Raw genomic sequence first — 19458 nt, 5'->3', positions numbered from 1 at the left:
ACGCCCGGGCGAGCGTAGGCGCGGCAGCGCAGGGGTCAGCGGCGCAGGCGCGGCAGGCGCTCAGCCGTTGATCAGAGATTCAAGCCACTGGTCGGCGGCCTCGAAAGCCTTGTCCGAGGTGTGCGGCAGTACTTCCGGCCGGCGGTAGTCGGCCCTGGGATAGGAGCCCAGGAAGCGCAGCTCCGGCGAAGTCCTGTGCAGCCCCTTCAGGGCATCCGCCACCCGGGCCTCGAATACGTGGCCATCCACGTCAATGCTGAAGAAGTAGTCACCGAGGAACGCGCCGGTGGGCCGGGACTCAATGCGGCTGAGGTTGACCCCCCGGGTGGTGAAATGGTCCAGGATGTCCATCAGGGCCCCGGGCCGGTCTTCGGGCAGTGGGATGACCAAGGTGGTCTTGTCCGCACCGGTGGGCTCGGGCAGGAGGCCCGGAAGGCTGATCAGGATGAACCGGGTCACGGCATCGGAGACGTCGCCGATGTCCTGCGCGATGACGTTCAGTCCCAGCCGGGCCGCCACCAGCGGTGCGCAGATCGCGGCGTCGAACCCTGAGGCGTCGTCCAGGATGCCGACGGCGGCTGCCGCCGTCGAGGAGGCGGGGAGATATTCCGCTTGCGGAATATTATCGGCGGCCCAGTTCCGGCACTGCGCCCAGGCGTGGCTGTGCGTGGATACCTTGCGGATATCGGCTAGTTCCACACCGGGCCGGACGGCCAGGACGAACGTGATTGGGACCAGGATTTCCCGCAGGATCCTCAGCGGCTGACCCACCGAGATGGCGTCCAGCGTGGCGCTGACGCCGCCCTCCACCGAGTTCTCGATGGGAACCACGGCCGCGTTCGCATGTCCGGACCGAACCATTTCCAGCGCCGCGGTAACGGAGGTTGACGGGATCCGGACGGCCTCTTCGGCGCCGGGAACCTGCAGCAGTGCGGCCTCCGTGAAGGTGCCCTCAGGGCCCAGATAGGTGTAGACCATGGTCCCGGGCAAGCGGGAGTCACGCGCTGCGGCTTTGCCGGGAGCACTCATACGACGGTCGGTTCCGTACCGGCGTCGGAAACCATCGGCTTGCCGGCTTCCAGCCACGCCCCCATGCCTCCGGTCACGTTCACCGCCGAGTAGCCGTGCGCGTCCAGCCACTGTGTGGCCCGCGCGCTTCGTCCGCCCGTGCGGCAGATGACGGCGAGATCCTCATCCGGGTCGAGGTCATCCAGGCGGTCCGGAAGCTGATCCAGCGGGATGTGCACGGCATCGGAAATGTGGCCGGCTTCCCACTCATAGTCTTCGCGGACATCGAGTATCTTGGCGCCTTCGGGAATGGCCTCCACTGACACGTTTTCCATCTAGCTCATCGCTTCCTCGCAGTAGTCTTCGGCGGGCTGGTTAGGCCGGGAATCCGCGGCCGGACCGGGCAGCCCCGCCCTCTTTCCCAGCCTATAGTGGGATGCACCCCCAGTGAACCAAACCACCCCCGCCCCGGAGGTAACAATGCCCGATGGCCCGATCATAAAAAGCCGCCCCGGCACGCCTTCGCCGGATGAACTGGGCACGATGACTGCCCTGGAGCTCAGGGATGCCCTGGCCGCGGGAGTGGTGTCTGCGCGGGAAGCCACCGAGTACTACCTGGGCAGGATCGAAGCGCTGAACCCCTCGCTCGGTTCATTCGTCGCTGTCACCGCAGATCTCGCCCTCGCAGAAGCTTCCCGGGCCGACGACGCCCTGGCGCACGGCCAAACCCCCGCATTGCTCCACGGCATGCCGCTGGCACATAAGGACCTCACCGATGTAGCCGGGGTGCCCACCACTATGGGCAGCGCCGCCGTTCCTGCCGCTCCTGCTGCCGAGGACGGGCCGCTCGTCGCCGTCCTGCGGGCCGCGGGGGCCATCAGCCTCGGCAAGACACAGGTACCGGAGTTCGGGCTGAGCAGCTACAGCGAGAACCTCATTGCACCGCCGGCACGCAACCCGCTGGATCCGTCCCTCAGCCCGGGTGGATCCTCCGGAGGAAGCGCCGCCGCGGTGGCCGCGGGAATGCTGCCGTTTGCGCCGGGCACCGACGGCGGAGGATCGGTGCGCATCCCGGCGGCGGCTACCGGCCTGGTGGGGCTGAAACCGAACCGGGGCCGCGTCCCGTCGGGCGGCGGCCAGCGGGACCTGGGACAGTTCGTCGTCGCCGGCCCCCTGGCGCGGACCGCGGCGGACGCGGCGCTGATGCTTGATGCCATGGTGGCAGAACCGAATTTCCACGCCACCAGCGCTGCGGCGCAGCCTGGGAGTTTCCTTGAAGCTGCGCTGCGGCATGAGGGGCGTTTCCGGATTGGCGTCAGCACCCGCTCTCCGTTCGAATCCCGCCTCGACATCCGTCTGGACCCGGAGGCCGTTCTCGGGTTGGAGGCCGGCATCCTTGCCCTGACCGGCGCCGGGCACGATGTTGGAGAAGCCGCCGTGGACTACGACGAGCGGTATCCGGACGCGTTTGGCCTGGTCTGGACCGCACCCCTGGCCAATATTCCCCTCCCACCCGAAAGCGAAGGCGAGCTGATTCCGCTCACGGCCACCATGCGGCGTCGTGCCCTGCAGCGTTCCGCTGCCGACCTGGCCGGCGCCGTCGAGATTCTGCGCGGCTTCGAAGAAGACACCATCCGGCAATACGCGGCCTGGGACATGATCCTCACCCCGGCGCTGGGAATGTCACCCCGCCCGATTGGCTGGTACTGGACCGGCGACGCCGATGAGGACTACGAGCGGCAGTGCCAATACTCCCCCTATACGTCCATGGTGAACGTCTGCGGCCTGCCGGCAATCACCGTCCCCACCCACCGCACTGCGGAAGGGCTATGGATGGGCATCCAGCTGATCGGCCGGCCTGGGGCCGAGGCCGACCTGCTCGCCGTGGCTGCGCAGCTTGAGTCCCAATAACAGGTAAACGCCACAATCAGCCGACATTTTGTCCACTATTTGGACAAAACTGAGCAATTTGCGGTGATCATCCACACAGTTGCCTGCTTCTAACGCCTAGAAGCAACCGGTTTTTGGGCAGAACGTCCAATTTGGGCTTCGTTAGGCTTTGCGACCATGGAGTCATGACTTCAAGTCCCCCCTCTACCCAATCCGCGTCTGCAGCACCTACGCGCAAGGCCTTCTTCGGCCATCCCCGGATGCTCGCCAACCTGTTCAGCGTTGAGCTCTGGGAGCGGTTCTCCTTCTACGGCATGCAGGGCATCCTGCTGTACTACATGTACTACTCCGTCACTGATGGCGGACTCGGCATGAACGAAGGGGTCGCGGCTGGACTCGTCGGGGCCTACGGCGGCGGCGTCTACCTCTCCACCATCCTCGGTGCCTGGCTGGCCGACCGCGTGCTCGGTTCGGAACGGACCCTCTTCTACTCGGCCGTCATCATCATGCTCGGCCACATTTCGCTTGCCCTGGTTCCGGGTTACACCGGACTGGCCATCGGCCTGGTGCTGATCGCCCTGGGCTCCGGTGGCCTGAAGGCCAATGCAACTGCCCTCGTGGGAACGCTCTACGAGGAGAAGGACGAGCGCCGCGACGCCGGCTTCTCCATCTTCTACATGGGCATCAATATCGGCGGCCTGATGGGCCCCATCCTGACCGGCCTCGTCTGGAACAGCATGGGCTTCCACTTCGGCTTCGGCCTGGCAGCAGTCGGCATGGCCATCGGCCTGGCCCAGTACGCCGCCACCCGCAAGCACCTTCCGGAGTCGGCGCGCCTCGTCGCCAACCCGCTGCCCAAGAGCCAGTACGCACGCATGGGCGGAATCGCCGCGGCAGTGCTGGTTGTTGTAGCCCTGGCCATCACCTTCGGCCTGGTCACCAGCGAAAACCTGGTGAGCGTTATGGCTCTCCTGGCCCTGGTGGCATCGATCGCGTACTTCGCAGTCATCCTCTCGAGCAAGCGGGTCAGCACGCTGGAACGCCGCCGGGTCTTCTCCTTCATGCCGCTCTTCGTTGCCAGCACCGGCTTCTGGGCCCTGTTCCAGCAGCAGTTCACCGTGGTGGCGCTGTACGCGGACTCGTCGCTGAACCTGGACTTCTTCGGCTGGCAGATGCCGCCGAGCTTCGTGCAGTCGATCAACCCGATCTTCATCATCATCTTCGCCGCCGTCTTCGCCAGCATGTGGACCAAGCTGGGTTCCCGGCAGCCGGGAACCCCGGTCAAGTTCGCCATCGGCCTCAGCACGATGGGACTTGCCTTCCTGGCCTTTATCCCTTTCTCCGGCGGCGGCCCCAACAGCACGCCGCTGCTGGCACTCGCCGGCATCCTGCTGCTGTTCACGTTCGCTGAGCTCTCGCTCTCCCCGATCGGGCTCTCCGCAGCCACCAAGCTGGCCCCGGCTGCCTTCCCGACCCAGATGGTGGCCCTGTTTTACCTCTCGGTATCGCTGGGCAGCACGCTCTCGGGCTGGCTCGCGCAGTTCTACAACCCGGAAACTGAAGTTACCTACTTCTCCTTCCTGGGCATCACCGCCGTTGTGCTGGGCATCATCCTGGCCCTCTGCGCACCTTCGATCAAGAAGCTGATGGGCGGGGTCCGGTAGCTCCCTTCCGCACCGGGTTCGCCCGGCCGGCTGAACAGAAAGTGTCCGTTTGAATTTCAAACGGACACTTTCTGCGTTTCGGATGACTTCCAGCCCGCCATCGGTACCTAGACAATCTGATGGCCCCGGCTCGTTACGTGCCGAATTTTGTCCTTGAGGACTTCAAACAACCAGTCAACTGTCTTTACAGTGCGCGTCGAATTAGACAATGTGAGCACCCTCACAGTTACTATCGTGGAACCAACCGGTGCACTCGGCACCCGCACCCCAAGGAACCGATAACGACGTCGGCCCTCGGGTCCGGGCTCCAGCCCCGGTACCACGTCACTCTGCTCTGGCGCCGTCCGCGGCTGGGCAGCGCACTGAAAGGGCAACGATGAAGCGTTCGAAAACAGGGGCACTGGGGGCCCTGCTGCTGGGAGTATCGCTGGCAGCCACCGGCTGCGGCGACACCGCGGGAAGCAACGACCAGGAAATGGTCCGGATCGGCATTACCCAGATCGTTGAGCACCCGTCGCTGGACGCAGCCCGGGAGGGCTTTAAGCGGGCCATGACGGAGAACGGCTACACCGAAGGCGAGAACATCACCTTCGACGAACAGAACGCGTCGGGTGACCAGACAACCGCCACGTCCATCGCCTCCAAGTTCGCCTCGGATGGCGTGGACCTGGTGCTCGCCATCGCGACTCCGACCGCGCAGGCTGCAGCCCAGACCATCACCGATGTTCCGATCCTGATCACCGCGGTTACGGAGCCCGAGGAAGCCGGCCTCGTCGATTCCTGGGACGCTCCCGGCGCCAACGTCTCCGGAACGTCCGACCTGAACCCGGTTGAAGAGCAGCTGGGCCTGGTCAAGGAACTCGCCCCGGACGCCAAAACCCTGGGCATCGTCTACAGCTCCGGTGAGGTGAACTCCGAGGTCCAGGTGGAACTCGCCAAGGAAGCCGCCAAAAAGCTCGGACTGGAGCTGAAGCTGGCTACCGTCAGCAACTCTGCCGAGGTGCAGCAGGCCGCCGACTCCCTGGACGTGGACGCGCTCTACGTGCCCACCGACAACAACGTGGTGGATGCCCTCGAGTCCATGATCCAGATCGCCGAGTCCAAGAAGATTCCGCTGGTGGTCGGCGAGGGTGACAGCGTTGAGCGCGGCGGCCTGGCGACGTGGGGAATCGACTACGAGGAACTGGGTTACCAGACCGGCCTGATGGCGGTGAAGATCCTCAAGGAGGGTGCCGACCCGGCTACCATGCCGATCGAAACCCTGGACGACATCAAGCTGTTCGTCAACAAGTCCGCTGCAGCCAACATGGGAGTCGAGATTCCGGATTCCCTGCTCGAGAAGGCCGACAAGGTCATCGAATAGCCTCCCGCTGCCATCACTACCTGCTTGAAGGAACGGATCTTCCATGATCACTGCTGTTGAACTAGGGCTCATTTATGCGGTTATGGCCCTGGGTGTTTACCTCACCTTCCGCATCCTGGACTTTCCGGACCTCACGGTGGATGGCAGCTTTACCACCGGCGCGGCCGTGGCGGCCGTCATGATTATCAACGGGGCTCCGCCCCTGGCCGCCACGGCTGCCGCCTTCGGAGCCGGCCTGCTGGCCGGCTGCGTTACCGGCCTCCTCCACACCAAGGGCAAGATCAACGGCCTGCTGGCCGGTATTCTCACCATGATCGCCCTGTACTCAATCAACCTGCGGATTATGGGCAAGGCCAACCTGCCACTGCTGCGGGAGGAAACCCTCATCACCCCGCTGCGGGAGAACGGTTACCTCGGCGGCGTTGTCTCCATCGCGCTCTTCGCCCTGCTGGCCATCGGCGTCAAACTCTTCCTCGACTGGTTCCTGCACACCGACCTGGGCCTGGCAATGCAGGCGACCGGCGACAACCAGGAAATGATCCGCAGCTTTGGTGTCAGCACCGACCGGATGAAGATCCTCGGTCTGGCTCTTTCCAACGGCTTTGTGGGCCTTTGCGGTGCCATGGTGGCGCAGTACCAGGGCTTTGCCGACATCGGAATGGGTATTGGCCTGATCCTGGTGGGTCTGGCATCGGTGATCCTTGGCCAGGCCATCTTCGGCAGCCGCCTAATCGTCATCTCCACCCTGGCCGTCATCCTCGGGTCCATCCTCTACCGGATCGTCATTGCCCTGGCCTTGCAGGTGGGCTTCAACCCCTCGGACATGAAACTCATCTCCGCCGTGCTGGTGGTTGTGGCCCTGGTGCTGCCGCAGTGGAAACTGTTCCGCCGCCTGCCCACTTTCCGCAGCCTGCGGAAGTCCACCGTTACGACGTCGAGCTAGCCGGGAAGCGAAACGATGCTGAAAATCCAGAACGTACAAAAGACCTTCTTCGCCGGAACCGTCAACGAACGGATTGCGCTGGCGAACATCGACCTGGAGCTGGCCGCCGGGGAATTCCTCACGGTGATTGGCAGCAACGGCGCCGGCAAATCCACACTGCTGAACATGGTTTCGGGCAAGCTGCGGCCGGACAATGGGTCAATCGTCATTGATGGCCAGGACGTCACCCGGCTGCAGGACCACCAGCGGGCCCGCTACATCGGCCGCGTGTTCCAGGACCCGATGGCCGGCTCCGCACCCCAGCTGAGCATTGAACAGAACATGTCCATCGCCTATGAGCGCGGCAAGTCCCGCGGACTGGGCTGGGGCGTCACCGCCAAAAAGCGTCAACTGTTCCAGGAAGAACTGAAGTCCCTGGAGCTGGGGCTCGAAGGGCGGCTGAAGTCCAAGGTCGGGCTGCTCTCCGGCGGCCAGCGCCAGGCACTGTCCCTGCTGATGGCCACATTCAGCGAGCCCAAGATCCTGCTGCTGGATGAGCACACCGCGGCCCTTGACCCGCAGCGTGCGGCGCTGGTCTCCCGCCTGACCGAGGAGATTGTGCGGCGGCACGGGCTCACCACGCTTATGGTCACCCACAACATGCAGCAGGCGCTTGATCTGGGCACCCGGCTGGTCATGATGCATGAGGGCCGGATCATCCTGGACCTGGACAGCAAGCAGAAGGCGGAGATGACGGTTCCGGATCTGCTGCACGAGTTCGAGAAGATCAAGGGCGGCCTGGACGACCGCACGATGCTTCAGTAGGCCAGGCGCAGCACCTGCTGAAAGTACAGCTGGGGGCCATGAATTATGCATATGCCCGGCCGGGTCCTCCCGGCCGGGCATTCTTGCGTGGTAGCCCGCAAGCTGTTGTAGTCCTGGACGTATTGGGAGGAGCTCCCCGCGTTTCCTCCTCACGTTCACGTTCCGAACCTGTTGCCTCTGCACGCCTCCGATGTGGGACATGCTTGCCAGTACGGGACTTTCCTGCGGGGCGCCACGGCAGGATTGTCCCGCGGCGGACGATTTGTCCCCAAACGGAGCACATGACGCAATCTTTCGGCGCGCACCGGCAGGCCCCACCGGACCGGACGGGAACCCGCCCAGCTTTCAAGGGGCACTTTCCGCCGTTTCGATGCGAAGGTGCCGGAATCTTTGGCATGCTTGGGTTTATGCCTAACCGAGCCGGTACCCCAGCCCAGCCATCCGACCTTGTTGACCTGAGCGCACTCCTGGATGCCTATTACGACGTCGCGCCGGATCTTTCCGATCCGGGACAGCGCGTTGCCTTCGGCACCTCGGGCCACCGCGGCAGTTCGTTGAACGCAGCTTTCAACGAACCGCACATCGCCGCCATCACGCAGGCGATTGTGGAGTACCGCACCGGTCAGGGCATCACCGGCCCCCTGTTCATGGGCAAGGACACCCATGCCCTCTCCGAACCGGCGCAGAACACCGCCTTGGAAGTCCTCGCCGGCAACGGCGTCGCCGTCCTCATCGACGCCCGCACCGGCTTCACGCCCACTCCGGCGCTGAGCCACGCGATCCTGACGCACAACGCCACCCGGACCGACCAGGCGGACGGGATCGTGATCACCCCGTCCCACAACCCGCCGGCCGACGGCGGCTTCAAGTACAACCCGCCCTCCGGCGGACCCGCCGACTCAGAAACCACCGCCTGGATCGCCAACCGCGCCAACGAACTCCTGGAAAACGGGCTGCGCGGCGTCAAGCGCATCCCCCTGGGACAGGCCCGGCTGGCGGATTCCGTGGGCACGTATGACTTCCTGCAGCATTACGTCGGCGACCTTGGCTCGGTGCTGAACATGGACGCGATCGCCGGCTCCGGCCTGCACATCGGCGCTGATCCCATGGGCGGAGCGTCAGTCGACTACTGGAGCGCGATCGGCGAGCAGTACGGCCTGAACCTCACCGTCGTAAATCCCAACGTTGACCCGCAGTTCGGGTTTATGACCCTGGACTGGGACGAGAAGATCCGCATGGACTGCTCCTCCCCCAACGCGATGGCCTCCCTGATCGCGCAGGCCGGCCAGTACGACATCGCGACGGGCAACGACGCCGACGCCGACCGCCATGGGATCGTCACCCCCGACGCCGGGCTGATGAACCCGAACCACTACCTTGCCGCGGCCGTGGAGTACCTCTACGCCAACCGCTCCGGCTGGCGCGGAGACGCGATGGTCGGCAAGACCCTGGTCTCGTCGTCCATGATCGACAGGGTCACCGCCAGCCTGGACCGCCGGCTCATGGAGGTCCCGGTGGGCTTCAAATGGTTTGTTCCGGGCCTGCTTTCCGGCGAGGTGGCCTTCGGCGGCGAGGAATCCGCCGGCGCTTCCTTCCTGCGCCTGGACGGCACCGCCTGGACCACGGACAAGGACGGGATTCTCCTGGCCCTGCTCGCCTCCGAAATCACCGCTGTCACCTCGAAGACCCCGTCCCAGCACTACCGCGAACTCACCAGCCGGTTCGGGGATCCGGTCTACGCGCGTGTCGATGCCCCCGCCACCCGGGAACAGAAGGCCGCGTTGTCCAAGCTGTCGCCGTCGGACGTCACCGCCACCACGCTGGCCGGCGAGGACATTACCGCGCGGCTGACCGAGGCGCCGGGCAACGGCGCGGCAGTGGGCGGACTGAAGGTCACCACGGAGAACGCCTGGTTTGCGGCCCGCCCCTCCGGCACCGAAGACGTATACAAGATCTACGCCGAGTCCTTTAAGGGCGCCGAGCACCTGCGCCAGGTCCAGGATGAGGCCAAGGCGATCGTCGACGGCGTCATTTCCTAGCTGATCCGCAAAATGCCTGCGGCTCCCGGATTTCCAGCCGGGAGCCGCAGGCGTTTTCAGCCGGAGCCGCTAAAGCAAGCGCCGCAGGATCCGGGACTTGAACCCGTTGTAGGGCGGATACGCAACCCGCAGGGTGTCCAGCAGCGTGCCCTTGGAAAACACCGGCCGCAGCTGGCTGAACGTGTCGAAGGAAGCCTTGCCGTGATAGGCACCCATTCCGCTGGCCCCCGCCCCGCCGAACGGCAGCTCGGGGACGGCCAGCTGCACGATCGCCGCGTTGTGGTTCACGCTGCCGGCCCGGACGCCTTCCTCGAACCGGCGCTGCTGCGCGGCTGAAGAGGTGAACAGGTAGGAGGCCAGCGGAGCCGGCCGGGAGTTGATGATGTCCATGGCCGCGCCGAGGTCGGGGACGGTCAGCACCGGCAGGATCGGTCCGAAGATTTCCTCCTGCATCACCGGGGCCTCCAGCGGAACGCCGGTCAGCACCGTGGGTTCCAGATAGAGGCTGTCCCGGTCGCTGCGCCCGCCCGTTGCCACCGTTCCATCGGAGAGGTAGCCGACGAGCCTATCGAAGTGATGCTCATTTACGATCCGACCGAAGTCCGGGCTCCGGGACGGGTCCTTGCCTACGAATTCGCGGATGGTTTTACCCAGCTGCTTCACCAGTTTCGGCGCCACTTCCTCGGTGGCGAGCACATAATCCGGTGCCACACAGGTCTGCCCCGCGTTCATCAGCTTGCCGTAGGCCAGCCGCCGGGCGATCGTGGCCAGGTTGCCGTCCAGCACGACGGCGGGAGACTTGCCGCCCAGCTCCAGGGTCACCGGGGTCAGGTGCTCGGCGGCCGCCCGCATCACCACCTTGCCCACGCGTTCTCCGCCGGTGAAGAAGATGTGGTCGAAGCGTTCCTTCAGCAACGCCTCGGACTCCGCCTGGGCGCCTTCGATGACCACCACGGCCTCAGTATCGAGGTACTCGGGCAGCAGGGATGCCAGCGTCCGCGATGTCGCCGGCGCCAGCTCGCTGGGTTTGAGGACTGCCGCGTTGCCGGCCGCGAGGGCGCCGATCAGGGGTGCGAGCAGCAGCTGCACGGGGTAGTTCCACGGTGCGATGATCAGCACAACTCCCAGCGGCTGGGGTTCGGTACGGGCCGACGCCGGCTGCAGGCCCAGCGGGACCGGCACCTTCCGGGCACGCGTCCAGTCGTCCAGGTGCTTGAGCGTGTACTCAGCCTCCGACCGGGTGATCGAGACCTCGGTCAGGTAGCCCTCCAGGGCGTTTTTGCCCAGGTCGGCGTCGAGGGCCGCGCAGAGTTCCGCTTCCCGTTCGGCGAGCAGCCTCAGCAGGGCCTTCAGCTGGCCGCGCCGCCACTGCAGCGGGCGGGTCCGCCCGGAATCGTAGGCTTTGCGGACGGCGGCAACTGTTTCGGGGATACTTCCGGAACCGGTATCCGCCCACAGATCTGTTTCGGCGCTCATGCGGCACCGCCGGCGCTGTGAGCCTCTCCGGTAATGCGGAAAATGCGTCCCGTAACTGAAATTCCCACGTATCGTCCATCCGTCACTGGCCGTAACCCCGGCCATCTGCCTTTGCCGATAATATGTCTTGGCGCAACATAGCGTGACAAAGTTGCCCCGCCGGTAACATTCTCCACGAATCATTCCCCCTTGTCCTTTGGAAGGCACACCTATGAGCAGGCTCGGCACAGACTGGACGATCCACGGCGATGGGAAGACCGTTCGGCCGGGTGCCTATGTAGCTCCCGACGAACGGCTTTCCTGGCCCCGGACCATCGGCATCGGCGCCCAGCACGTTATCGCCATGTTCGGTGCGACCTTCCTGGTTCCGCTGCTGACCGGGTTCCCGCCGGCCACCACTTTGCTGTTCTCCGGCATCGGAACCATCCTGTTCCTGATCATCACGGCAGGAAAAATCCCCAGCTACCTCGGGTCATCCTTCGCCTTCATTGCCCCTATCGGTGCCGCGGTGAACCAGCACGGTCCCGGCGGTGCCCTGGGTGGCATCATCATGGCGGGCGCTACGCTCTTCCTGATCGGCCTCGCGGCGCAGCTCGCCGGAACCCGCTGGATCCAGGTCCTGATGCCGCCGATCGTGACCGGCGCGATCGTCGCGCTGATCGGCCTGAACCTGGCGCCCACCACCAAAACCAATTACGAGGCCGGACCGCTCACCGCTACCGTGACCGTGGTGGCGATCCTGCTGTGCACCGTGCTGTTCAAGGGCCTGATCGGCCGCCTCTCCATCCTGATCGGGGTGCTCGCCGGCTACGTGGCCGCGATTCTCCAGGGCCAGGTTGATTTCGCCGCGATCAGCGAAGCCGGTTGGTTCGGCCTGCCGGAGTTCACCGCACCGACCTTCCACTTCAACGTCATCGGGCTTTTTGTTCCCGTGGTGCTGGTGCTGGTCGCCGAGAATATCGGCCACGTGAAGTCGGTGGCCGCCATGACCGGCCGCAACCTGGATCCGTACACCGGCCGGGCTTTGATGGCCGACGGCGTCGCCACCATGCTGGCCGGCTCCGGCGGCGGCTCGGGCACCACCACCTACGCCGAGAACATCGGCGTGATGGCCGCGTCCCGCGTGTACTCCACCGCTGCCTACTGGGTTGCCGGCATCGTTGCCGTATTGCTGAGCCTCTTCCCCAAGTTCGGTGCGCTGATCGCCACCATCCCCGCCGGCGTCCTCGGCGGTGCGGGCGTGGTCCTGTACGGCATGATCGGCATTCTTGGGGTGCGCATCTGGGTGGATAACCGGGTGAACTTCTCCAACCCGATCAACCTTTCAGTAGCTGGTGTGGCGCTGGTGGTTGGTATCGCCAACTACACCTGGAATATCGCCGGGCTCACGTTCGAAGGCATCGCGCTGGGCACGGCCGCCACCCTCGTGATCTACCACGGCATGACGGCGATCGCCCGCCTGCGCGGCACCATGCCGGACGAACCGCAGGAAGACGTCGGCGCCACGCCCTCCAGCCTCGGCTAGGAAAGGTTCAGCGAATAAGGTTCAGGCCCCTTCGAGGGCCGCACAGGTGGCCCGGGCGACGTAATAGTCTGCCCGGGCCATCGCTTCTTCGGGGCTCGGCGCCAGATCCAGCAGGCTGACCGCGGCCTCCACCCCGTACTGCGCCAGGACCTTGGGTTCCAACGTGATTTGCCCGGCGATCAGCACCACGGGGATCCCGGCGGCCGCTGCCATGCGGGCAACTTCCAGCGGTGCCTTGCCGGAGCGGGACTGGTCATCCAGAGAACCTTCACCGGTCAGGACCAGATCGGCGCCAGCCATCGCCGCGCCCAGCCCAACGATGCCCGCGATGAGTTCAAAGCCCGGTTCCAGCGTGGCATTGGTGAAGGCCAGGAACGCGGCGGGGAACCCGCCGGCCGCCCCGGCACCGGGAATGTCAACGTCGACGCCGGTGGCATCCTGCAGCAGCCGCGCCCAATTAGTCAGCGCCTCGTCGAGGAGCAGCCGCGCGGAGCTGTCGGCTCCTTTTTGTCCGCCGAATACCTGCGCGGCGCCGTCCGCTCCGGTCAGCGGATTGGTGACATCGGCGGCAATCCGGATGGTGACGCCCTCCAGACGGGGGTCCAGCCCGGAAGCGTTCACTGCTGCGGCGAGGGCCAGCCCGGCACCGCCGGGAGGAACCGGGCTGCCGTCAGCAGCCAGGATCTGCAGGCCAAGGGCCGAAAGCGCCCCGGCACCGCCGTCGGACATGGCGGAGCCGCCGATCCCGAGGATGATCTCCCGGGCACCCGCGTTGAGGGCCGCTGTGATGAGCTGTCCGCTGCCATAGCTGGACGAGGCCAGCGCGGTCTGCACAGAGGGTTCCACCAGCATCAGCCCGGAGGCACGTGCAGTCTCGAGGACCGCCGTCGTACCTTCCAGCGCCCACACGGCCGTGATTTCCCTGCCCAGGGGTCCGCGCACCCGGCTGGTTTGTTCCACGGCCCCGGCGGCCAGCGCCGCTTCGAGGGTTCCTTCACCGCCGTCGGCGACCGGCAGCCGGGTCACATCCGCATCCGGGTACACGGCGAGCACACCCTGAGCCATGGCTGTTGCGGCTTCTTCGGCGCTCAGGCTGCCTTTGAACTTATCCGGGGCTATGAGGACACGCATGGGTTCCATCCTGCCAGCGAACGCTCCCGTACGGGACAACGGGTGGGACAGTGGGCGGGGCTGCGCACGGGGCGGAAGCCCCGGTGGCGTTCTAGTCCGCCGCGCCCTGGGGCCAGGAAGCGCGGGAGCCAAGCACCGCCGCCAGCTTGTCGGCCCGGTCCGAGACCAGCCCGTCGACGCCGAGGTCCAGCAGGTGCTCCATCTGTTCCTGATCGTTGACGGTCCAGACGTGCACTTGGACTCCGGCCCGGTGGCAGCGCCGCAAGAACCCAGGAGTCACCACGGGAAGCGCCCCGTATCGCTGTGGCACCTGGACGCTCTGGAACCGCCCCACCCTGGCCACGATCCGCCCAAGGCCCAGGGGGGACAGCAGCAGCATCAGCGCTGTGCCGACGGACCCGGCGGAACTGGCAGCAGGCCGGTTCAGCCGACCCAGGCACTGGAGCCGGCGGCGGTCGGAGAAGGACGTGACCAGAACCCGGTCATGGGCCTGGTGCTTTTCGATGAGGGCAGCGAGCGCCCCGGCAGCGGCGGTGTCCTTGATATCAACGTTCAGGCGTATCTGCGGCCAGCGGACCAGGAGTTCCTCGAAGCTTGGAATGGGTTCCGTTCCCCCCACCCGCACATCCTTCAGTTCGCGCAGGCTTCTGGCCCCAATGGGCCCGCTGGCGTCCGTCACCCGGTCCAGCGTCTCGTCGTGGAAGGCCATCAGGACGCCATCACTGGTGGTCCGCACGTCCGTCTCCAGGTAGCCAAAGCCCAGTTCCACGGCAGCTTCGAAGGATGCCATGGTGTTTTCCAGACCCTCGGGGCTGAAACCGCGGTGGGACAGGCCAAGCGGGCCGGGACCGGCACCGGGGGCAGGCGGGAGGTAGTACGGCAGCGTATTCACAAGGTGTACCTTATCGTTCACCGCAGTACCGCTGACGGCAGGTACCGGTCCGCGCCGGAGGCAGCGTAACTACAATGTCAGCACCGCGGTGCGGGCGCGCGGTCCCGCGGGAACCACAGCAGCCAGGGAGGGAGCCGAATGCAGCAGCGTGGAGTCCCGGCCTGGCACCGCATCAAGCGCTTTCTGAGGTGGCCGGCGGACCTGCTGCGCGGAAGCCTGCGCCGGGCTCCGGTGACGCTGAGCTTCACCGCACTTTTCTGGCTGCTCGGCCTCCTCACATCATCCATCGTCTCCGGGCCGGAAGAACCACTGCTGGACTGGGTGAGCGTCTCCTCCGAGTCCCTGCCTGAATACTGGCCTTCTCTGCTGCTCTCCGCTTTCTGGGCCAACGGCCTGTTCGGCTACATCAGCGGAACGGTACTGGCACTGGTGATCGGGGTTCCCGCGGAGGGGCTCATGGGGAGCAGGCGCTTCCTCGCGGCCACCGTGGGCACCCAGGTGGCGGGCGCACTGCTCGCCACCGGGTTCGCTGCCGGTTCCGGGTTCTTCTTCGGAGAGTGGGGACGGGAGCTGACTGCGGAATCGTTTGTGGGACCGGTAGCGTTCCTGAGCGGAGCCGCCGCGGCAGCTACCGCCGGCCTCGAAACGCTCTGGCGGCGGCGCCTGCGGCTGATCCTCTTCACCCTGCTGGTGCTGCTGGCGCTGTATTCGGGTTCGTTCCAGGATGTGATGACCCTTGGCGCTGCCGTGGTCGGCGGGATCTGCGGCCCGCTGCTGTTCGGGCGCCGGCCGAGGATGCCGCGGAAGATCGCCTCCACCCGCCGGGAGGCACGCGTACTGGTGGCCCTGGCGGTGGCTGCCTCGGCGGCTGGTCCGGTTCTGGCAGCACTGAACGCCCACGCCGTGGGGCCGCTCTCCGTCCTGCGCTATCTGTTCACCTACGTCGAAACGACGGACCCGCAGGAACTGGCTGCCCTCTGCGCCGACACTGCGCAGCGGGCCGAGTGCAGTGCTGCGCGCTTTGAGCTGCGAGCCGGACCGGCCGGTTTCTTCCTGGCCACCCTGCCCCAGGTGCTGCTGGTGGTGTTCTCCGACGGGCTGCGGCGGGGCCGCCGGTTCGCATGGCTGGCTTCGCTGATCCTGCAGGCCGGCATGACGGTAGCCGCCGGGTACCGCGTTATCCGTTACCTACAGGGAGATCCTGCCGGGGAACGTTATGAGTTTGGGGTGGCGGAACAGCCACTCGCCCTGCTCCTGCCCATGCTGGTTCCGGTGGCGATCATCATCCTCCTGGCAGCGACCGGCCGGCTCTTTACTGTTTCCGCTCCGCCCGGGACGTACCGCAGGCTGCTGGCGACGGTTGCCGCTTCCGCGGGGGTGCTGGCCGCCAGCTATGTCGGCGGCGGGTTCCTGTTCCGGACGGGCTTCAGCCCGGAAGCGACTGTCCGGACCCTGCTGGCCGACCTGCCTTACCGCTTCCTGCCGGTCCTGGAGCTGCGCAACCACTCACCCGCCATGCTTCCCCAGACCCTGCCGACGGCGATCCTCTACGAAGGTGTGGGCGTCGCGTTCTGGGTGCTGGCCTGCATCTTCCTCCTGCGCTCTTTTCTCCTTCCGGCACCGGACAAACATGCGGCGGATGAGGCCAGGGCACGGACCCTGCTGATGGACTACGGCGGGAGCACCCTGTCCTGGATGACGCTTTGGGCCGGTAACTCCTACTGGTTCGCTCCATCCGGGAACTCGTACATCGCGTACCGGGAGAGCTTCGGGGTGGCGCTGACCTTGGCCGATCCGGTGGGGCCGGCGGCCGAGCGGCGGCAGACGGTAGAAGGCTTCACGGCGTTTTGTGCCGAACAGGGAATCACCCCGTGTTTCTACTCCGTCGGGGCCGAGACCGAGGAGATTACCTCGGGTCTTGGGTTTTCCAGCCTGCAGGTCGCGGAGGAGACCATCCTGGAACTCGGCGCACTGGAGTTCAAGGGCAAGAAATTCCAGGACCTGCGCACCGCACTGAACCGTGCGGGGCGAGCCGGTATTCGGGCGGAGTGGACTACCTACGCCGACGCTCCCCTCTCGGTAATCGACCAGCTGCACATCATTTCCGAGGAATGGGTGGCGGATAAGCAGATGCCGGAAATGGGCTTCACCCTCGGCGGGCTGGAGGAGATGGAGGACCCCAGCGTCCGCCTGCTGCTGGCCGTCGACCAGGACCGGACAATCCACGGCGTTACCTCCTGGCTTCCGGTCTATCAGGACGCCGAAATCCAGGGTTGGACGTTGGACTTTATGCGTCGGCGCAGCCGGGGTTTCCCAGCAGCCATGGACTTCCTGATCGCCTCGGCCGCGTTGTCGCTGCAGGCGGAGGGCTGCCGCTTCCTCAGCCTCTCCGGGGCCCCGTTGGCACGGGCCAGGGACAGGGAGGGGCAGGAACAAAACCCGCCGGTGCTGGACTGGCTCCTGGACCGGCTGGGAGCAGCCCTGGAGCCGGTGTACGGCTTCCGGTCCCTGCTGGCCTTCAAAGCCAAGTTCCAGCCCCTGTATGTGCCGCTCTATATGGCCTACAGCGACGCCGCCTCCCTGCCAGCAATCGGAAACGCCCTCAGCCGCGCCTACCTTCCCCATGTGTCAGTCGGCCAGGGACTGAGCATGGCCCGCCGCATCGTCGGTTCCCCACGGTGAGGGGGCGCCTCCGGTGAATGCCGCACTGACCTCGGGCATCATTCCGGTCGCAGCCCTGTGCCTGGGTGCACTGTCTGTGGCCTGGCTCTGCTGGGGCCGGCACCGGCACCTCACCAGGGTCATCCCCCTGGCTGCGCTCAGCGCAGCGGGCGCCACCGCCCTGCTGTTTTTCCTCGCGGAGTACGTTTTCTCCTGGTGGGACGCGTCCTTTCCGCGCCATCTCTACATCTATGCCTTCCTCGCCATATTTGCGGAATTCCTGGCGGTGCAGCGCTTTCTCACCGCCAGGGGAACCGCAGGACGGCTACTGTCCGTCCTCGCGGCAGCCCTCGTCCTCGCTGCCCTGTTCAGCGGGGTGAATACGGCCTACGGCCAGTACCCGACGTTTGCCTCGCTCTTCGAACAGCCCGGGACTGCGAGCGGGAACCTGCCCACGCGCGCACCGCCCAGCCCCGTGCCCGTCCCGGTCACCGAGCAGACCTGGCAGCCGCCGGAAGATATGCCGGCGACGGGCAGCGTCTACTCCGTCAGCATTCCAGGGTCAGGGTCCGGCTATCAGTCGAACCCTGCCCTGGTATACCTTCCGCCGGCGTACCTTGCCTCTTCGCCCGCACAGAACCTCCCGGTGCTGGTGCTGCTCCACGGGCAGCCGGGTTCCCCCTCCGACTGGTTCACCGCCGGGCAGCTGGCCGGGGTGATGGACGATTTCGCCGCTGCGCACGGCGGGCTGGCCCCCGTCGTCGTGGTTCCAGACCTGTCCGGCGGCGGCGCGGCGAATTGGCCGCTGTGCCTTGATTCGAACCTCAGCAAGTCTGCAACGTACCTCGCCGTGGACCTCCCGGCCTGGGTCAGGGCGAACCTGGCTTCCGGGCTCACGGACGCCAGGCAATGGGCGGTAGGCGGGTATTCCTACGGCGGCACGTGCTCGATGCAGCTCGCGGTGAATTTCCCGCAGGTATATCCAACGTTCCTGGACATCGCGGGCGAAAATGAGCCCACGGTTCCCGGCGGCCGCGACGCGCTGGTCAACCTGTATTTCGGCGGCGACTCCGCGGCTTTCACGGCGCAGAATGCCTTGGACCGGCTGGGCGCACAGCAGTTCCCCGACAGCGCGGGCATCATCGTGGTCGGCAAGGGTGACGCGGTCTACGCCCCCCAGGGACAACAGGTGTACGACGCCGCCAAGGCCGCCGGCATGGATGTCCAGTTCCAGGAGCTGGACGGAGGGCACTCGTGGGCCGTTTGGAAGGCCGGCCTGGTTAACAACCTCGACTGGCTTTCCGGGCGCCTTGGCATAATTGGACAATGATCGACGCCGCCCGCAACCAGCTGCAGCGCCTGCTCGCTGCTGCCGCCAGGCTGCTCGGGGGGCACGGGCTGCTTCTCCTCACACTGGCAGCCGGACTGATTCCGGCCCTGCTCCTGACCTTTGCCGCCGCCGAAGTCTATGACGCCGTGGTGGAAGAGGACGGCGTCGCCGGGCTGGACCAACCAGTGCTGGAGGCGGCCATCGCCGTCCGCAGTCCCGCGCTGGACACCGCCGTGACCTGGCTGACGAACCTCGGCGGGACGGTGGGCCTGCCGCTGATCGCCGCGGCTGCGGTGCTGGCTCTGTGCTGGTGGAAACGCTCGTGGACCCCGCTGCTGCTGGTGGCGACGGCAGCTGCGGGTTCGCTGCTGCTGACGGTTGCCGGAAAGTCGATAGTGGGCAGGCTCCGGCCTCCCCTGGATGACGCCGTTCCGCCGTATGAGTACTCAGCGTCGTTTCCGAGCGGCCATTCCCTGAATTCGATGGCGGTTATCGGGACGCTGGCGTACCTCCTGGTCATTTACCTCCGCTCGCGCCGCGCAAGGATCGCAGTCATCACCGGGGCTGCATTGTTTATTGCGGCGATCGGGCTGAGCCGCGTCTACCTGGGCCACCACTGGCTCACCGATGTGCTCGTCGCGTGGACGCTGGGCCTCGCCTGGCTCGCCATCATCATCACCGTGCACCAGGTACTCCGCCGGCGGCGGGCTGCCGGCCCGGCCTGAGGACCGG

Annotated in this window: 15 protein-coding genes; 10 read left to right on the top strand and 5 right to left on the bottom strand. The window is 66.0% G+C overall.

Going from position 1 to position 19458, the window contains the following annotated elements:
* Positions 1-60 precede the first annotated feature (60 nt).
* Together pheA and RTN46_RS07875 are read right to left on the bottom strand one after the other, a co-directional pair.
* Positions 61-1029, bottom strand: coding sequence for a prephenate dehydratase (pheA, locus tag RTN46_RS07880; RefSeq protein ID WP_312180373.1), 969 nt, complete (start codon positions 1027-1029; stop codon positions 61-63).
* Complete coding sequence (locus RTN46_RS07875) at positions 1026-1343, bottom strand: rhodanese-like domain-containing protein (RefSeq protein WP_312180371.1); 318 nt, start codon at positions 1341-1343, stop codon at positions 1026-1028. The genes pheA and RTN46_RS07875 overlap by 4 nt, the downstream gene beginning before the upstream one ends.
* Positions 1344-1551: 208 nt before the next feature.
* On the opposite strand from RTN46_RS07875, the gene RTN46_RS07870 reads away from it, so the two are divergent.
* The 6 genes from RTN46_RS07870 (at position 1552) to pgm (ending at position 9711) form a co-directional block, all read left to right on the top strand.
* Entirely contained in the window at positions 1552-2919 is a 1368-nt protein-coding gene (locus RTN46_RS07870; protein ID WP_312180369.1) for an amidase, read from the top strand.
* Positions 2920-3083: 164 nt separating this feature from the next.
* Positions 3084-4562, top strand: coding sequence for a peptide MFS transporter (locus tag RTN46_RS07865; RefSeq protein ID WP_312180368.1), 1479 nt, complete (start codon positions 3084-3086; stop codon positions 4560-4562).
* Positions 4563-4938: 376 nt separating this feature from the next.
* Positions 4939-5925, top strand: coding sequence for an ABC transporter substrate-binding protein (locus RTN46_RS07860; RefSeq protein WP_312180366.1), 987 nt, complete (start codon positions 4939-4941; stop codon positions 5923-5925).
* 43 nt (positions 5926-5968) lie between these two features.
* Positions 5969-6868, top strand: a complete 900-nt coding sequence (locus RTN46_RS07855) for an ABC transporter permease (RefSeq protein ID WP_312180364.1) — start codon at positions 5969-5971, stop codon at positions 6866-6868.
* 15 nt (positions 6869-6883) lie between these two features.
* On the top strand, positions 6884-7672 hold the full coding sequence (locus tag RTN46_RS07850) for an ABC transporter ATP-binding protein (protein WP_312180362.1): 789 nt from the start codon (positions 6884-6886) through the stop codon (positions 7670-7672).
* A 407-nt stretch (positions 7673-8079) separates the two neighbouring features.
* On the top strand, positions 8080-9711 hold the full coding sequence (gene pgm / locus RTN46_RS07845; RefSeq protein ID WP_312180361.1) for a phosphoglucomutase (alpha-D-glucose-1,6-bisphosphate-dependent): 1632 nt from the start codon (positions 8080-8082) through the stop codon (positions 9709-9711).
* Between the two features lie 69 nt (positions 9712-9780).
* On the opposite strand, the gene RTN46_RS07840 is transcribed toward pgm, so the two are convergent.
* Entirely contained in the window at positions 9781-11187 is a 1407-nt protein-coding gene (locus RTN46_RS07840) for an aldehyde dehydrogenase family protein (RefSeq protein WP_312180359.1), read from the bottom strand.
* A 211-nt stretch (positions 11188-11398) separates the two neighbouring features.
* Between RTN46_RS07840 and RTN46_RS07835 the strand changes: the two genes are divergently transcribed.
* Positions 11399-12712: a solute carrier family 23 protein gene (locus tag RTN46_RS07835; RefSeq protein WP_312180357.1), complete on the top strand. Its 1314-nt coding sequence runs from the start codon at positions 11399-11401 to the stop codon at positions 12710-12712.
* A 21-nt stretch (positions 12713-12733) separates the two neighbouring features.
* On the opposite strand, the gene RTN46_RS07830 is transcribed toward RTN46_RS07835, so the two are convergent.
* Both RTN46_RS07830 and RTN46_RS07825 read right to left on the bottom strand, forming a co-directional pair.
* On the bottom strand, positions 12734-13843 hold the full coding sequence (locus tag RTN46_RS07830) for a glycerate kinase (RefSeq protein WP_312180355.1): 1110 nt from the start codon (positions 13841-13843) through the stop codon (positions 12734-12736).
* A 91-nt stretch (positions 13844-13934) separates the two neighbouring features.
* The gene (locus RTN46_RS07825) at positions 13935-14735 is read right to left on the bottom strand and encodes a glycerophosphodiester phosphodiesterase family protein (RefSeq protein ID WP_312180353.1); all 801 of its coding nucleotides are present in this window, start codon (positions 14733-14735) and stop codon (positions 13935-13937) included.
* A 138-nt stretch (positions 14736-14873) separates the two neighbouring features.
* On the opposite strand from RTN46_RS07825, the gene RTN46_RS07820 reads away from it, so the two are divergent.
* Genes RTN46_RS07820 through RTN46_RS07810 form a run of 3 tightly spaced genes read left to right on the top strand, consistent with a single transcriptional unit; the run spans position 14874 to position 19451 of the window.
* Positions 14874-17417, top strand: a complete 2544-nt coding sequence (locus tag RTN46_RS07820) for a DUF2156 domain-containing protein (protein ID WP_312180351.1) — start codon at positions 14874-14876, stop codon at positions 17415-17417.
* 13 nt (positions 17418-17430) lie between these two features.
* Entirely contained in the window at positions 17431-18726 is a 1296-nt protein-coding gene (locus tag RTN46_RS07815; RefSeq protein ID WP_312180350.1) for an alpha/beta hydrolase-fold protein, read from the top strand.
* The gene (locus RTN46_RS07810) at positions 18723-19451 is read left to right on the top strand and encodes a phosphatase PAP2 family protein (RefSeq protein WP_312180349.1); all 729 of its coding nucleotides are present in this window, start codon (positions 18723-18725) and stop codon (positions 19449-19451) included. Before RTN46_RS07815 ends, RTN46_RS07810 begins: the two co-directional genes overlap by 4 nt.
* Positions 19452-19458 lie beyond the last annotated feature (7 nt).

The sequence above is a fragment of the Arthrobacter sp. genome (assembly GCF_031988865.1).
In the GTDB taxonomy this organism is placed as follows: Bacteria; Actinomycetota; Actinomycetes; order Actinomycetales; family Micrococcaceae; genus Arthrobacter_B.
The sequence above is the reverse complement of the archived record's forward strand: the minus strand, read 5'-3'. Positions and strand labels throughout refer to the sequence as shown.

Excerpts from the sequence above, each read along its gene's own strand:
- RTN46_RS07840 (WP_312180359.1), bottom strand. The coding sequence starts at position 11,187 with ATGAGCGCCGAAACAGATCTGTGGGCGGATACCGGTTCCGGAAGTATC.
- RTN46_RS07865 (WP_312180368.1), top strand. The coding sequence starts at position 3,084 with ATGACTTCAAGTCCCCCCTCTACCCAATCCGCGTCTGCAGCACCTACG.
- RTN46_RS07835 (WP_312180357.1), top strand. The coding sequence starts at position 11,399 with ATGAGCAGGCTCGGCACAGACTGGACGATCCACGGCGATGGGAAGACC.
- RTN46_RS07820 (WP_312180351.1), top strand. The coding sequence starts at position 14,874 with ATGCAGCAGCGTGGAGTCCCGGCCTGGCACCGCATCAAGCGCTTTCTG.
- RTN46_RS07810 (WP_312180349.1), top strand. The coding sequence starts at position 18,723 with ATGATCGACGCCGCCCGCAACCAGCTGCAGCGCCTGCTCGCTGCTGCC.
- RTN46_RS07830 (WP_312180355.1), bottom strand. The coding sequence starts at position 13,843 with ATGCGTGTCCTCATAGCCCCGGATAAGTTCAAAGGCAGCCTGAGCGCC.
- RTN46_RS07860 (WP_312180366.1), top strand. The coding sequence starts at position 4,939 with ATGAAGCGTTCGAAAACAGGGGCACTGGGGGCCCTGCTGCTGGGAGTA.
- pgm (WP_312180361.1), top strand. The coding sequence starts at position 8,080 with ATGCCTAACCGAGCCGGTACCCCAGCCCAGCCATCCGACCTTGTTGAC.
- pheA (WP_312180373.1), bottom strand. The coding sequence starts at position 1,029 with ATGAGTGCTCCCGGCAAAGCCGCAGCGCGTGACTCCCGCTTGCCCGGG.
- RTN46_RS07875 (WP_312180371.1), bottom strand. The coding sequence starts at position 1,343 with ATGGAAAACGTGTCAGTGGAGGCCATTCCCGAAGGCGCCAAGATACTC.
- RTN46_RS07850 (WP_312180362.1), top strand. The coding sequence starts at position 6,884 with ATGCTGAAAATCCAGAACGTACAAAAGACCTTCTTCGCCGGAACCGTC.
- RTN46_RS07870 (WP_312180369.1), top strand. The coding sequence starts at position 1,552 with ATGACTGCCCTGGAGCTCAGGGATGCCCTGGCCGCGGGAGTGGTGTCT.
- RTN46_RS07855 (WP_312180364.1), top strand. The coding sequence starts at position 5,969 with ATGATCACTGCTGTTGAACTAGGGCTCATTTATGCGGTTATGGCCCTG.